Annotated in this window: 12 protein-coding genes, 1 pseudogene and 1 CRISPR repeat array; of the genes and pseudogenes, 4 read left to right on the top strand and 9 right to left on the bottom strand. The window is 71.0% G+C overall.

The annotated features are described in order from the left end of the window. Positions 1-17 precede the first annotated feature (17 nt). Complete coding sequence (locus OG899_RS25905; RefSeq protein ID WP_168131675.1) at positions 18-944, top strand: LysR family transcriptional regulator; 927 nt, start codon at positions 18-20, stop codon at positions 942-944. Between the two features lie 175 nt (positions 945-1,119). Here the strand turns inward: OG899_RS25905 and OG899_RS25900 are convergent, their stop codons facing one another. After that, positions 1,120-2,247: a ricin-type beta-trefoil lectin domain protein gene (locus tag OG899_RS25900; RefSeq protein WP_406311179.1), complete on the bottom strand. Its 1,128-nt coding sequence runs from the start codon at positions 2,245-2,247 to the stop codon at positions 1,120-1,122. A gap of 730 nt (positions 2,248-2,977) precedes the next feature. Between OG899_RS25900 and OG899_RS25895 the strand changes: the two genes are divergently transcribed. The 3 genes from OG899_RS25895 to OG899_RS25885 all read left to right on the top strand — a co-directional run bounded on the left by OG899_RS25895 (position 2,978) and on the right by OG899_RS25885 (position 5,913). Continuing rightward, a complete protein-coding gene (locus OG899_RS25895; protein ID WP_125499485.1) occupies positions 2,978-4,210 on the top strand; it encodes an FAD-dependent oxidoreductase in 1,233 nt (410 codons plus the stop codon). A 945-nt stretch (positions 4,211-5,155) separates the two neighbouring features. Next, positions 5,156-5,491 carry an MFS transporter gene (locus OG899_RS25890; protein WP_206345495.1) on the top strand — a complete coding sequence of 112 codons (336 nt, stop codon included), beginning with the start codon at positions 5,156-5,158 and terminating at the stop codon, positions 5,489-5,491. A gap of 179 nt (positions 5,492-5,670) precedes the next feature. Beyond that, a complete protein-coding gene (locus OG899_RS25885; protein WP_229814567.1) occupies positions 5,671-5,913 on the top strand; it encodes a hypothetical protein in 243 nt (80 codons plus the stop codon). Positions 5,914-6,884: 971 nt separating this feature from the next. Here OG899_RS25885 and OG899_RS25880 read toward each other — a convergent pair. The 8 genes and pseudogenes from OG899_RS25880 to casB all read right to left on the bottom strand — a co-directional run bounded on the left by OG899_RS25880 (position 6,885) and on the right by casB (position 13,754). Beyond that, positions 6,885-7,580 (bottom strand): coenzyme F420-0:L-glutamate ligase, encoded by a 696-nt coding sequence (locus tag OG899_RS25880; protein WP_268249210.1) that lies wholly within the window; start codon positions 7,578-7,580, stop codon positions 6,885-6,887. A gap of 70 nt (positions 7,581-7,650) precedes the next feature. Beyond that, positions 7,651-7,776 (bottom strand): annotated as a pseudogene (locus tag OG899_RS25875) (coenzyme F420-0:L-glutamate ligase); the annotation flags it as partial. A gap of 704 nt (positions 7,777-8,480) precedes the next feature. Next, positions 8,481-9,302: direct repeats of the CRISPR family, unit length 29 nt; unit sequence CGGAACACCCCCACGTCGGCGGGGAGGAC. A 17-nt stretch (positions 9,303-9,319) separates the two neighbouring features. Beyond that, entirely contained in the window at positions 9,320-9,637 is a 318-nt protein-coding gene (gene cas2e / locus OG899_RS25870) for a type I-E CRISPR-associated endoribonuclease Cas2e (protein WP_125499823.1), read from the bottom strand. Beyond that, complete coding sequence (gene cas1e / locus OG899_RS25865) at positions 9,637-10,590, bottom strand: type I-E CRISPR-associated endonuclease Cas1e (RefSeq protein WP_168131683.1); 954 nt, start codon at positions 10,588-10,590, stop codon at positions 9,637-9,639. The genes cas2e and cas1e overlap by 1 nt, the downstream gene beginning before the upstream one ends. A 56-nt stretch (positions 10,591-10,646) precedes the next feature. Then, the gene (locus tag OG899_RS25860) at positions 10,647-11,297 is read right to left on the bottom strand and encodes a type I-E CRISPR-associated protein Cas6/Cse3/CasE (protein WP_125499822.1); all 651 of its coding nucleotides are present in this window, start codon (positions 11,295-11,297) and stop codon (positions 10,647-10,649) included. Further along, positions 11,294-12,085: a type I-E CRISPR-associated protein Cas5/CasD gene (cas5e, locus tag OG899_RS25855; RefSeq protein WP_125499821.1), complete on the bottom strand. Its 792-nt coding sequence runs from the start codon at positions 12,083-12,085 to the stop codon at positions 11,294-11,296. Before cas5e ends, OG899_RS25860 begins: the two co-directional genes overlap by 4 nt. After that, positions 12,082-13,209, bottom strand: a complete 1,128-nt coding sequence (gene cas7e, locus OG899_RS25850; protein WP_125499820.1) for a type I-E CRISPR-associated protein Cas7/Cse4/CasC — start codon at positions 13,207-13,209, stop codon at positions 12,082-12,084. Before cas7e ends, cas5e begins: the two co-directional genes overlap by 4 nt. After that, a complete protein-coding gene (gene casB / locus OG899_RS25845) occupies positions 13,206-13,754 on the bottom strand; it encodes a type I-E CRISPR-associated protein Cse2/CasB (RefSeq protein ID WP_189428089.1) in 549 nt (182 codons plus the stop codon). The genes cas7e and casB overlap by 4 nt, the downstream gene beginning before the upstream one ends. Between the last annotated feature and the right edge of the window lies 1 nt (position 13,755).

Raw genomic sequence — 13,755 nt, 5'->3', positions numbered from 1 at the left:
ACTTATGCTCTGGCGACATGGACGTCTCCCTGTCCCAGATGGCCGTCGTCGACGCCGTGGCCCGGCACGGCTCCTTCAGTCGCGCGGCGCGCGAGCTGCACGTGGGGCAGCCCGTGGTGTCCCGGACGATCGCCCTCGTGGAGCGGTTGCTCGGCACCGCGCTGTTCTCCCGCACCACCCGCGCGGTCGAACTCACCGACGCCGGCCGTGCCTATGTGGCGATCGCCCGTCAGGTCCTGGCGGCCGCGGAGCACGGGAGGAGACAGTGGGAGGGGTACAGGTCCGGCGAGCGGGGCTCGGTCACCGTGGCCGTCCTTCCCTCGGTGGCCGCCACGGTGCTCCCGGAGGCGGTCAGGGAGTTCACCCGGGCGACGGCGGGCCGCTCCGTGACGGTGTACGACGTTCCCGCCGACGAGGGCGTGGCGCTGCTGAAGGAGGGCAAGGCCGACCTGACGATCTGTGACGCCGAACAGGCCGCCGACGCGGGTCCGTTCGTCGAGTCGCAGGTGTTGGCCACGGACGATCTGTACGCCGTGCTGCCTCCGGACAGCCGGTTGGCCGCGTCGGCCGGGGTCACCTGGGCCGACCTCGGCCGGGAGCCGTTCGTGGCCCTGCGCAGCGGCACCGGCGTGCGCGCGCTGACGGACTCCGGGTTCGCGGCGGCGGGCACGGCACCGCAGGCGCTGGTGACGGCGCGCGGAGTGACCACCGTGGCCGGGCTGGTCGCGGCGGGCATCGGGGTCAGCGCCGTGCCGGCGTCGGTGCTCCCCCTGCTCGGTTTCCAGGACCTGGTGTTCCGCCCTCTGACCGGTCCCACGGTCACCCGCAGCATCTGCCTGCTCAGCCGGGTCCCGGCGACTTTGGCGGCACGGGCCTTCGCCCAGGAGGTCGGTGCGGCGTTCGCCCGTCGTGCCACGGAGGGTCCGACGCCGAGTGCCCTGTGACCGGGGGCCGGCGGTGCCCGGGGAGGCGACGGCGGCGGGGTCGGACGCGGTACGTGTCCCGGTGTCTTGCCGGAACCAGGTCCGGCCGGGCGGAGACGCGCGCGCAGGAGGCGCCGGAGACACACGCGGGAGGCGCCCGGAGGTGGGCGCCTCCTGCGTGTGGTCCGGGGTCAGGTCAGGCGGTCGGGGTCCACCGCTGGGCGTTCGAGCCGTTGCAGTCCCAGATCTGCAGCTGTGTGCCGTCCTGGGTGGTGCTCGCCGGGTCGTCCAGGCAGCGGCCGGACTGCGGGTTCACCAGCGAGCCGTCGGGGCCCGGCACCCACAGCTGGGCGCCGCCGCCGTTGCACGGCCAGAGCTGCACCTTGGACCCGTTGGCGGTGCCGTTGCCGGTCACGTCGAGGCACTTGCCGAAGGCCCGCAGCGTGCCGCCCGCCTCGGGGACGTACGTCCACCGTTGGGCGTCGGTGCCGTTGCACGTCCACAGCTGCACGGGCGTGCCGTCGGCGGTCCCGGAGTTGCGCACGTCGAGGCACTTGCCCTCGATGCCCGAGCGGAACGTCGCCGCCCGGGTCTCACCGGCGGCCGCGAGCGCGGACTCCACCAAGGCGGCCGCCGCCCGCATCCCCGCCTCGTTCGGGTGGTAGGTGGCACGGCCCGAGGCCGGGCGGAACGACTCCACCCAGGGGTCGGCGGAGCACGCGTCGTGACCGCGGCTCGCGCCGGCCAGGTCGACCAGCGTCGCCCCGGTGGAGGACGCGGCGGCCGCGGTGGCGTCGGCCAGACGGGAGGCGATGCTGCGCTCGTAGGCGGCCTGCTCGTCGGTCAGCGGCACGTCCGGGCACACACCGGCGTCCGGCAGGATGGTGAAGTAGGTGACGAGGTAGACGTGCGCCTGCGGCGCCCTGTCGTGGACGGCGTCGACGACGTTCGCGATGCGGCCGGGCAGCTCCGTGAAGGTCTGCTCGATCTTGTTCCGGTCCACCGAGCCGCAGTTGGTACCGCCGCTGGTCTGGCAGGAGTAGACGTTGATGCTGCCCAGGTAGTTGACATCGTTGCCACCGATGGTGACGGTGACCACGCGGGTGTCCGACGTCACCGCCTGCACCTGCGGCGGCTGACCGTTCTGACTGGCCGTCAGGATGTTGGCGGTGGTCGCGCCGCTGCACGTGACGTCCGTCAGGTCGGCCCCGAGATCACGGGCCACGATGCTCGGGTAGTTGTTGACCGACCGCGAGCACGCCGAGGCGCCGGGGCTGTCCTGCACCGGCGGGATGCCCGGGCCTGCCGCGAAGCTGCTGCCCATCGCGACGTAGTCGAGGCCTCCGCCGGCCGCCTGCACACCGATCCGGTCCTGCGTCCCTGTCCGTGTCGGTTCTGCCGCCGAGGCGTTCGTCGCCGTGACGGCGGCAGCCGCGACCCACGCCGCGGCTGCGGCACACGCCGCGCGGACGGCCAGCCGCGCGCGTGTGCGCTTCGTGTTGTCCGAAGTTGTCAAGACTTTCCCTTCCCGGGGGCCGGGAGCACGGCAGTGCCTCGCGCTCGTACCCGGCCAGACAGCACTTGGTTGGTCTGGACCATAGCGGGCGTCAGGAGCGCGGCCAACCCTGCGGGAAGTTCCTCCGCAAAAGCCTCACGACACTCGCCTGTCGTCGCTTCGGCACCGCCCGACAGCGCGCAAGTGGACTGCCATCAGGGCCGGTCGACGGCCCCCTCCTTTTTCGCAGGTGCGACAGCGCGCGGGCGGCGGCCCCGCGGCGAGGGCACGGTGGTCGGACGACGTGGCCGCACGACACGGTGCTCCGCCCGGCCGCCGGCCGTGTCCTGTCCCCGACCGGCTCCGGCCGCAGGTCTGCCCCCGCATCGAGACGGCGGCGGCCGGCACACGGCTCCCGGCGCCCTCTACGTCCGGTGCCCGACGCGACGCTGCGCCACCCGGCCGGTGCACGGCGCACGGACGGCCTGTTTCGGGCATCGTGGTGATGTGCACACGCACATCACGGGTGCGGGCGCGTCGCGTGAGGGAAGGGGTGGTCATGGAGCGCACGACATGCTGTGTGCTGGGTGGCGGGCCGGCCGGGATGGTGCTCGGCCTGCTGCTCGCCCGGGCCGGCGTCGAGGTGACGGTCCTGGAGAAGCACGGCGATTTCCTGCGCGACTTCCGGGGTGACACGGTGCACCCCTCCACGCTGTCTCTGCTGGACGAACTCGGCCTGGCGGAGCGGTTCGGGCGTCTGCCGCAGCGCCGGGTCACCTCCGTGCAGCTGCCGCTCGGGCCGGACGGCTCCCTGGTCACCGTCTCCGATCTCGGCTCTCTGCCCGGGCCGTACAACTACGTGGCGATGGTGCCGCAGTGGGACCTGCTGGACCTGCTGGCCGACGAGGCGCGCAAGGAACCGGCGTTCTCCTTGCGGATGAACACCGAGGCCACCTCCTTCGTGATCGAACACGGACGGGTCACCGGCGTGCGCTACCGGACCGCGGACGGACGCACCGGCGAGCTGCGGGCCACACTCACCGTGGCCTGCGACGGCCGGTGGTCCCTGGCCCGGTCCCTGCCCGAGCTGGGGCTGCGGGAGTTCGCCTGCCCCATGGACGCCTGGTGGTTCCGGCTGCCCAGGCGGGAGAACGACCCGCAAGGGCTGGTGGGAGGCGCCGGCGAGGGACTCATCGTGGCCCTGATCGACCGCGGGGAGTACTGGCAGTGCGCCGCGCTGATCCCCAAGGGCACGGACGCCGAGCGCCGCGCCGCCGGTCTCGACCGGTTCCGGGGCCGGTTCGCGTCCGCCGTCCCCTGGCTGGCGGACCGGGTGGACACGCTGGAGACCTGGGACGAGGTGAGGATGCTGGACGTCCGGCTCGACCGGCTGCGGCGCTGGCACCGCCCGGGGCTGCTGTGCATCGGGGACGCGGCACACGCGATGTCACCGGTGTTCGGCATCGGCATCAACCTCGCCGTCCAGGACGCGGTGGCGGCCGCCCGGTATCTCGTCGAGCCGCTGCGCCGGGGACGTGTCGGGCTGGGGGACGTGCGCGCCGTCCAGCTGCGGCGGTGGCCGACGGCGGCCGGGGCGCAGACGCTGCAGCGGATCGCGCACGCCCGGCTCTTCGAGCCCGTGCTGGCCGGTCGGCCGCCGCTCGGCGGGCCTCGGCGGGTGCAGCGGATGAGCGAGCTGCTGACCGGCGCGCCCTGGCTCACACGTGTGCCGGCCTACTTCATCGGCTACGGTGCGCTGCGCGAGCACCCGCCGGAGCGCTCGCTGCGCTGAGGGCCGAGGGCGATCGTCCAGCGTACGGCGCCCCGTCCCGGGCCCGCACGACGCGGGGCATGCCCGTCGGGGCCGTGAGCGCCGGGCCCCGACGAGGGGCGGCAACCCGCCCGCCGGCCGCAGCCGGTCGATCTACGCTGTCGAGAACTCGATGCACAGTCACAGTCGTCGAGAGGGCGGGACGCATGTTCGGCCCGGCGCAGATTCCGATGCCGGAGTGGAGGATCCGCACGAGCGAGGGCACGGAGCAGGTCTTCGGCTCCGAGCAGGAGGCGAGGGGGTCGCTCCCCCGAGTACGGCAGTGACGCCATGCTGCGGGCCCGAGAGGTGTACCGGGTCTTCGGCCCGTTCACCCGCTCCCACAACGGGTGGAAGCGGATCGCGTGGATCTCGTCGCGCACGGGACAGGACAGGACCGCGCCTCTCGAGCGCCACGACGTGGTCGACGTCCGGCCTCGCCGGGTCGTTGAAGCAGCCTCACGACCGGTCCACCGACGAACAAGCGGCTCCACGGACAGGTGATCGCGTGTTCCGCTCGGCGCCCGTCGGCTCCGTCGCGTTCGGCTCGCGCCACGCCACGGCCGACGCCCGGCCGGGCGCGGGACGCAGCCGTCGCACGGCCGTCGGGAGCGGGCCGGGGCGAGGCCCGGCGACGACCGGCCGGCGGCTGCTCCGTGACGTCCTGTATCGGCAACAAAGGTTGTCCCTCCGCGACGCCCGGTCCCAGCCTGGGCACCAGCGGTGATCACCCCGAACACGCGGATCGTCGAGGCACCGTCCGGTCATGTGGCCGCGGCTGTCTCGTCCGGCAGGCCGCCGCGCACCGCCCCGGTCCGCACGCCCGAACGCCCCGAACGAGGAGTTGGCCCCTGCGTATGACCACTTCAGGGCCGGCCGTTGTGACACCGCGCAGACGTGCCCCGAGCAGCCCGGAGGCGGCCGCCGATGAGCATCCGGACCGAACAACTCCACGAAGTCCACCACACGACCACCGGCCGGCTGCCGCTCGGTGTCCCCCTGCTCGCGTTCAGCATGTTCGCGATGGACGGCGCCGAGTTCCTGCTCGCCGGCGTCCTCCCGGACATCGCCGACGACCCGAGGATGTCCCTGTCCGAGGCCGGCGCGCTGATCTCGACCTTTGCGATCGGCGTGGTGATCGGCGGTCCGCCGCTGGCCGTCCTGACCCTGCGCCGGCCTCGGCGCGGCACCCTGTGGCGTCGCAGGGACCCTTCGCCGTCTCGGTCGCGATCGGCCTGGTCGCCGACTGATCGGAAGTGGTGAGGCTCCGTGAGCAGCTCTTACGTCCCCGGCCCTCCGACCGAGGCCCCCGTCATGATCTCTCGTGACGTCCTGCGTCTCCTGGCCCTGGTCGACGTTTCCACCGCGGGTCGACGCGTCCTGGATCAGCTGCTGTACTCAGTGACCCGGAGACCGGTACCGCCTCGATCAGCCAAAACGAGATGGCACGCGAATTGGGGGCGAGCAAGCCGACCGTGAACCGCGGCTTCAAGGAGCTACGCGAGTGCGGACTCGCCTGGGCCCTGGAGGACGGTCTCTACCAGCTCCACCCGCTGTTGACCGGCGGGGCGGTTGCTTCTCCCATGGCGGTGCCTGAGATCAGAGCCGCCGACCCCGAGAGCTTCACCGAGCAACGACGCGCCCGGTTCGCCGCCCAGCTGGCCAACCTCGCTGCCACTGGCTGAGGGAAGGCGCTGTACTCCTGGCGCAGCGCCACCCTCACGACCTTTGCGGTAGCACTAGCCAAACCGGATCGTTCTGGGAGGCCAGAACAAGCCAAGGCCGGCACTATCACCCGGCACGGATAACAAAGCCGGCCCGGTAGCACCAGGTGAACCGGCGCGTTCTGAAGCAGCAGAACAAAAGGACAGTGGCGTCGCCGTCCGTAGGATGCGGACTCGCTTGGCGTCCTTGGTACTGACGCAGCTGAGGGTCGGCCTCATCGCCGGGGATCAGCTCGCTGACGTGAGCGCTCCGGGCCGCCTGTGACGAGACCCGCTGGTCGACGGGCCGCCCGCGTTCTCTCTCAGTCAGGCCGTCTGCGAAGCGCAGCAGACCACGGGAGCGGGGACGCACGGCGGCTGAGGAACGTGCATCGCCCGGGTTTGCCGCTCCACAGCCTCCGTGAGCACTGGCGATCCGCTCATGGGCGTCGGCGCCGTCCTGCAGCCGGTGCAGTTCGGCGAACAGGCCGTCGGGGCGAGTCACGGTAGGTGCCAGTCTCCACGATCCGCCGTGGGTCATGAAGGTCAGGCTGCGGGCGCTGATGATGTGGAGGGTGCGGTGCCGGGCGGCTTCGTCGAGGAAGAGTCCGGTGAGGACGATGCGGGCGGCGGAGCGGGTGAGTGCCGTCAGTCCGGCTGTTGCGGTGCGTAGGGCGTACAGGGCCGTTCCGGCGGCGGCTGCTGGGAGGCGTCCGCGACCACGAGTCCCGCCAGGGCGGCGAACGTACCGGTGAGGGCGAGCGCGGAGACGGCGTCGTCGGCGAGCTGTACGCGCAGGCCGCGTAAGGGCGGCCGTCAGTGCTCCGGTCTCCAGCCAGTTGGATACCTGTCGGTAGCGGATGGACAGGAAGGAGCTCACTGCCAGCCCGCAGGCATGCCGAGGACGATTCACCCGTGCCCAAGTGTCGTGCCTTCTTCTCGCGGACCACCGGTTAGATCACCCGCCGCACCGCCTCCGCAGGCTCCGCCGACGCCGCCTCGGTGACCTGCAGCGACATTGTCTCCTTGCCATGCGTGGGATGCCTGGACGTCCTGGCACCGGCGGCCCGGTATCGGCCTCCGTTGAGGAGACGAAGGGTGATGCCTTCGCAGGTGTCGCAGGTGAGGCAGACAGCCAGGCGGATGCCGATAGTGTCGGCGACCCTGTGACCAGCAGTGTCATGGCCGGTGGTGGAGCATTGCTGCGACTCCCCGGCCCTGGCGGAGTGGGCGATGCCGCGCAGGGCGGCGACAGGGGCGCCGCGCCCGCGCCGGCCGAGGATGATCCCGGCCGCGGCGGCGATCAGGTCGGTGAAGGTCTCCTCCTGCCGCTTGCCGCCGTGTTCGGTGATCCGCAGCGGGGCGATGCCGGCGGCGCCGATGGAGATGACGGTGGCCCCGCGCCGGTCGGCGCGGCCGTCGGAGTCCGCGATGACGACCGCGACGTCGGCACCGGTGTGGGTGATCAACGCGTCGCGCAGGGCGCGGGCGGAGGCGTCCGGGTCGGCGGGCCGCAGCCAGGCGCCCTCGGTGCCGGCGTGATCGATCCCGGCGAACGTGAGCTGGTGGCCCAGGCGGTGCCGGGCGATGATCGGGACGTTGGGGGTGGCCAGGAAGTAGTCGTCGGCGGAGTCGATGATCAGCTGCACGAGCGGGGGCAGGCTTGCCCGTCCGGCCCACCAGTTCCTGGGCTTCGGGGCCGGGGATGGCGGTGCCCAGGTCGATGTACCGCTTCTCCGCGATGGACACGGCGTTGCTCGCGATGACGACGATGTCCCCGTCCTGGAGCGCGGTTCCGGTACGGGGCAGGACGTCGGTGATGGGCCCGGCGAGGTCGTCACCCATCTGGAGTTCGGGAACGGTTCCAGAGCGAAGGCCGAGAAGCCGGAGGTCCGGGGGGGGAGGGGGCGGTCATCGGCGGGCTCCTGCGCATGGGCGGCGGCGAGGTGTCCGGCCCACTGCCTGGTGGTGGCGTGCTGCTGGAGGGTCAGCCAGTCGCGGACGCGCCAAAGGTAGTGCGGCCACAGGGGGGTCCAGCGGCCACACCGGCCCGTACGGAGCCCCGGTCACGCCGTTCAGTGATGTGGGCAGGCCGGAGATGGAGCGGCCCAGCAGCTTGTGCAACCGCAGTTGTTCGTTCACCGACCGCAGTGCCGCGGGTGTCAGTGACGCCCTGTCGAGGACGGGGTGCACGGCGAGGCGCACACGATGTGGGCCATCGGGGCAGGGCCGGCGGCGAACGGCTCCAAGGCCCGTTGGGGCTTCGACGCGAGTGCCGGGCCGGATCGCGGACGGCGGCGGTGGGCTTGCCCGACCACACCTGAACCATGCCGTCATTGCTCTCGCCGAGGACGATCAGGTCCCGGCATCCCCCCACCACTCGGTCATCACCGTGGCGGGGAAGACGCGAGGCGGGCAGCCGCCGGCTTGTACGCGGGCGGATCACCCCCGAGTCGTCGGAGAGGGACAAGGTACGGCAAGCACCATCGGTTTCGTTCAGCGGCCGTCGGTGGGAAGACATGACGGCGCGGCCCGCGTTGGGCCCGGTGCGGAACACCCCCACGTCGGTGGGGAGGACTGTCGCGGGCCGGCTTGAAGCCCTTCACGTACCGGAACACCCCCACGTCGGCGGGGAGGACGACTCAGTGGAAGCGGCTGTCCGGTACCGCGACGGAACACCCCCACGTCGGCGAGGAGGACATCACCTGGACCGAGAAGTCCGACCCGCGCAACGGAACACCCCCACGTCGGCGGGGAGGACGGGAAGGCGTCGTCGCGAACGAGTTCGTAGGCCGGAACACCCCCACGTCGGCGGGGAGGACCGCCACGGCCTGCCGCACGAGCGGCCGAAGGGCGGAACACCCCCACGTCGGCGGGGAGGACCCGGATCATGACAGGGGGCGGCCTTGATAGGGCGGAACACCCCCACGTCGGCGGGGAGGACTCGCCGGCGAGCTTCTTCAGCCCGCGGCTGATCGGAACACCCCCACGTCGGCGGGGAGGACTTCCTGCGTACCGCCAACGACGAACTCGTCGTCGGAACACCCCCACGTCGGCGGGGAGGACTGATGAGGCGGGTGGAGGAACTCGACGAGGTTCGGAACACCCCCACGTCGGCGGGGAGGACGCGTCGAACAGCAGCGGCCGGGAGGCGACCGACGGAACACCCCCACGTCGGCGGGGAGGACACGCCCGATCTGGTCTCGGCAGCGGCCGGACTCGGAACACCCCCACGTCGGCGGGGAGGACAGCTTCTCGGGGGTGACGTCGAGCCCGGCTGCCGGAACACCCCCACGTCGGCGGGGAGGACCTGCTCGGCAAGTCGGCGTGGAAGCTGGACGACGGAACACCCCCACGTCGGCGGGGAGGACCCTTTCTGACCTGCATCTTATGGAGGGCTTTGCAGTTCCTTTGCCTTCGGGTTGGGGGTCATGCGAATTAGGGTAAGACCATCGAAGTCGATGGGGACCCTGCGGCGAGTTCCAACGGTGCGGATGGCGTATCCCTGTTCCGTGGCAGCCGGGTGGACAAGGACGGCAGCGCCGTTACCCACGACCTCCGTCACAAGGAGCCAGAGTTCGTCGCGGACGCGGGCTGAGACGCTGCCGACGAAGATGCCAGGTACTACTTCACTGGTCCACCGGCTGAGGGCGCCGCGCAGGTGGGCGGGGACCGCGGTGGTGGCGATGACGACCATGGACGGCATCAGTTGCCTCCTGCGGCGTAGTTGACGCCTGCCGGGAGGACCCCGGCGTGCGGGTCCCAGAGGTGGACCATGCGTACGTCCTGCCGTTCGGAGCGTTCTTCGTCTTTATCGTCGTCGGTGCCGACGGCGGCGTTGTGGCGTGGGGTAAGAAGTGATTGGACGTCGCTGACTATGCGGGGCAGCAAGCGCAGCAGCCGCAGGTCTTCGCGGAATCGGCGGCGGGCCTCCTGCTCGGCGTTGTCGGAGCTGTGAAGGGCGAACGCGAGCGGGAGTGTGGTCTCGGCTTTGTACAGGTCGGCGATGTCGTAGACGAAGGCGTGCTGGGTGCCGGTGTGGACGTAGCCGAGGGCCGGGGAGAGGCCGAGGGCGAGCAGAGCTGCGTGGACAACTCCGTACAGGCAGGTGTTGGCGGCGGACAGGGCAAGGTTGACGGGGTCTTGACTGTCCCATTGGTCGGGACGGTAGTTGCGTCGGAAGCGGCCGATGCCGTGCTGCTGCGCGAGGATCTTGTAGAAGGCTTTCATGCGCTGGCCTTCCATACCGCGTAGCTGCTCCAGTGTGACCGTATGAGGGATGTCGGCGTCTTGGAAGCGCATGCGGTACATATGGATGGCGACGTCGAGGCGCTTGGCTGGGTCGGCCCATGTGGTGACTTGCTGTTCGAGCCAGCGGGTGGTGAGGGAGTCCGGGAGGATGCCAGCATAGGCGCGGATGCCTCCGGCACCGACGCAGACGACGCTGGTGCCGTGTCGAGCCAGGGTGGACAGGGCCCTGGTGGTGATGGAGACGCCTGGTCCCAGGAGCAGGCAGGACAGGGCAGCGGTCGGTAGGTAAACGAGGTCGGTTCGGCCGCCATCGGTCTTGATCTGGGCGCAGACGCCGGTGTCGTCCTGCACCACTCGTACCATGTCGAGGTAGAGGAACGACAGGGAGTCTGCGACGCGGGGGAGCATGGCTAGGGTGGGAGCGGCGAGGCGCCTGCGTGCGTCGCCGTTTCGTCGTGGCGCGCTCATGTGTTCCTCGCGGGGGCGAGGCTGAGCAGTCCGGCGCCGTATGGTTTGCCGCGTCCGATGCCGGCGGTGAGGGCGTCTCGCAGGGCGTCCGGGTCGGTGACGACGGCGGTGCCGTCGTAGCGGATCAGGCTGAGCCGCATGCGGGGTGTGTTTCGGCCGCGGGGGCGGATCGGGTCCATTGGGGTGGGGGTCAGGACGTGCAGGTCGAGTCCCGCTTCGGCGGCGCGGCGGAGCCACCATTGATCGGCGTCGGGACCCGAGAGGGGGATGATTTTTCCGCGTTTTCCTTTTTCTTCCAGTGAGAGCCTTTCCCGTTTGGCGGGATTGAGGACGATGCGGTAGCGGACGCCGAGTCCTTTACGCAGGGCGGTGAACATGGGGGTCAGGCTCTTGACGTCGGCCTGACCGTATCCGACGGGCAGGCGGGAGGGGTCGAGGCCGGCGGCCTGGACGAGGAGAGTGGTGGAGGTTTCGGTCTCGTCCACGCGGTAGAGCAGGCCCGACCGGTGCCGGGGCGAGTCGCCGAGGTTGTCGGGGACCATCCGCATGACGGTGCGGTGCATCTGGGTGGGGTCGCGCAGGTCCCGCTGCACGTCGCGGCTGTATGGGTTGAGGCGGATGCGTGCGATCACCGGGTGGTCGTTCATGCGCTTTCCTCGAGGAGGGCGTAGTCGATCAGCCGCTGCATCTGGGTGTGCGCAGGGCCTGCGAGGGAGCGGGGCAGCAGTTCCACGGTGCGGTAGAGGCGGCGGCCGGTGTGCGCACGGCCGTGCTGGGCGAAGCTGACGGGGATGTCGTTCACGTCGATGGTGTCGACGGGCGACGGCCCGGCAGTGCTTGTGGCGTATGGCTGTTCCCGCAGGAAGTTCACGGCGATCGTGTCGGTGTCCTCGTCGTGGCCGTTGCGGGTGCGTGGTGCGGTGCGGCTGAGGGGCACGCGGGTACGGAGTTCCTCCTCGGGGTCGTCGACGTGGCGGCGCAGGAGGAACGGCTCGTCGGGGACGCAGGAGCGGCGGCCCAGGTAGGGGGCCCAGTGCGGACGGGTCAGGGCCGCGGCCAGGCGCTCGATGTTCTCGTCGCTGCCGCTGACCGCGACGACGAACACGGCGTCGGCAAGGTAGTGGCGGCAGGTGACGACCGCGGCACCCTTGTGGTTGCCGCCGCTGGTGGCCGCAGTGCGGTCCTTGGGGAATCCGCCGCCGACGGTGTGGTAGTCCACGAGGCGTACGCCCGGACGGTCCACGCGCACGGTGAGCCGAAGATCGTGGTAGCGGTCGAGGTTTGCCTTGCCGCGGCCGATGCCTTCGGCCGCGGCGAACATCCCGATCAGTGCGGAGCGGGTCGGGAAGGGTGCGGTGTCCCGCACCGGGGTGAACGCGGACCGCTCTCCCCAGGACTGCTGGGGGCCGGCCAGGCGCAGCAGCAGGCCGCTCACTTCTGGTCCTCGGTGGTGGGCAGGGCGGCTTCGACGGCGGCGTCGATCAGCTGGTCGAAGGAGTCGCAGGCGGTGCCGAGGCTGGCGTACTTCTCGTTGCGGTCGATGACGGTGTGGCCGTGGAAGCGGCGGTTGCGGTCGCCGGTGAGGCGGTTGATGTTGGCCGCGTAGTCGGCGAGTGCCTTGCGGGAGGGCTGGGAGAAGCCGCCGTCCGGTTCGCTGGTGACGGGGGTCTCGAACGCTGCGGCGAGGGAAAGCGGCCGGTGTTCGCGTACGGCGAGGTAGGCGAGGTCGGGAACGGTGTGGGGGGCGGTGCTGTTCTTCTTGGCCTGGGGCAGGGAGAGCAGGAAGTGCTCGGCGAAGGAGGCGAGGACCGTACGGGCGGTCTTGGCATCGCCGTTGAGGTTCGTGACCAGGTCGGCGACGTTGACGGTCGCGTACCGGTAGAACACGCCGGCGCTGAACTCGGCGGTGTCGAGGTGGCCGCTGCCGGTCTCGGCCTCGCCGAGCCAGTCGTCGACCGCGGTGAAGTAGTCGCGCTGCGGTTCGGCGGCGTGCGTGGTGAAGGCGTGGGCCACCTGGGCGGCCCCGTCCACGTTGGTGTCCGGAAGCTCGGCGAGCATGCGGCCGAGCAGGCTGATGGAGGCGGTGCGGCGCTTGAGGATCGCCTCGATCCTGTCGGGTGGCAGTACCTTGCCGGGCTTCTTCTTGCCCTGCGCGGCCTCCAGGGCGTCGCGGTGCTCGTTGCACACGGCGGCGAGTTCGTCGATGGCGGCTTCCGGCAGGAACAGCAGCACGGAGGTGTGCCCGGCCGATTCCGTGCCGATGCCCTTCTTGCCCGCGCTCGCGGCGACCTGTGATCCGGCGAATGCCGCGAGGTCGGCGGGCCAGCCGGCGCTCTGCAGTGCGTCCTGCACCTTCGTCGGCACCAGCCGGGTACGGGCCGCCTTTTCTCCGAGGTCCTGCTCGACGCCGAGGCGGATGGCACGCTTCCAGGACTGGCTGGAGACCCGGATCCGGGTGGCGTTGCCGTACCGCACCTGTTTGGGGGAGCCGAGGTCGTCCCGGTTGAGGTTGGCGGCGGGCACTGACTGCAGAGCGCTCAAATCCAGGTAGCACGTCATCGGTGGTTCTCCTCGTCAGCGTCGGAAAGGTCGGGTTGTGTCGTGCCGTCGGCGGTGCGGAAGTAGCTCTCTAGCCATCGGGTGGCAACGGCGTCACGGTCGCGGTTCCAGCGGGAGAGGTCCACCAGGAGCACCACCCAGTCGACAGTGATGCCGCCGCCCAGGAGCTGGCGGACGAGAGCTGGCAGGCCCTGGTGGATGCTGTCGCTGCTCTGCCGGGCCATCAGATGCAGCGCGCTCTCGGCGGAGTTTGCCTTCAGCACGCCCGCAGCGACGGCACGGCCGAGCGAGGCACCCAGGTTGTCGCGCTCACGCTCGTACCAGGGGACGGTCGCATCGCTGTGCGGCCAGGTGTCGCGGGCCAAGCGGGGACGGGCGGCGATCAGCGAGGCGACCGCGTAGTACGCGCGCCGGACGTCGGCGCGACGCGGGTCTCCGTTGTCACGCAGCCACGGCATGAGGTAGCGGTGCATCTGTGTGCACCGCTCCACTGGAAGTCCCAGGCCACGGCGGAGGGCCGCACGCGCCTGCTTGGACTCGCACAGT

This window comes from Streptomyces thermoviolaceus, assembly GCF_045209695.1.
GTDB classification, from domain to species: Bacteria; Actinomycetota; Actinomycetes; order Streptomycetales; family Streptomycetaceae; genus Streptomyces; species Streptomyces thermoviolaceus.
This window is presented reverse-complemented; position numbering and strand designations above follow the sequence as displayed.

What these genes read in the sequence shown, in the direction of transcription:
- OG899_RS25905 (WP_168131675.1), top strand. Translation starts at nt 18, where the DNA reads ATGGACGTCTCCCTGTCCCAGATGGCCGTCGTCGACGCCGTGGCCCGG.
- OG899_RS25900 (WP_406311179.1), bottom strand. Translation starts at nt 2,247, where the DNA reads ATGGGCAGCAGCTTCGCGGCAGGCCCGGGCATCCCGCCGGTGCAGGAC.
- OG899_RS25895 (WP_125499485.1), top strand. Translation starts at nt 2,978, where the DNA reads ATGGAGCGCACGACATGCTGTGTGCTGGGTGGCGGGCCGGCCGGGATG.
- OG899_RS25890 (WP_206345495.1), top strand. Translation starts at nt 5,156, where the DNA reads ATGAGCATCCGGACCGAACAACTCCACGAAGTCCACCACACGACCACC.
- OG899_RS25885 (WP_229814567.1), top strand. Translation starts at nt 5,671, where the DNA reads ATGGCACGCGAATTGGGGGCGAGCAAGCCGACCGTGAACCGCGGCTTC.
- cas2e (WP_125499823.1), bottom strand. Translation starts at nt 9,637, where the DNA reads ATGCCGTCCATGGTCGTCATCGCCACCACCGCGGTCCCCGCCCACCTG.
- cas1e (WP_168131683.1), bottom strand. Translation starts at nt 10,590, where the DNA reads ATGCTCCCCCGCGTCGCAGACTCCCTGTCGTTCCTCTACCTCGACATG.
- OG899_RS25860 (WP_125499822.1), bottom strand. Translation starts at nt 11,297, where the DNA reads ATGAACGACCACCCGGTGATCGCACGCATCCGCCTCAACCCATACAGC.
- cas7e (WP_125499820.1), bottom strand. Translation starts at nt 13,209, where the DNA reads ATGACGTGCTACCTGGATTTGAGCGCTCTGCAGTCAGTGCCCGCCGCC.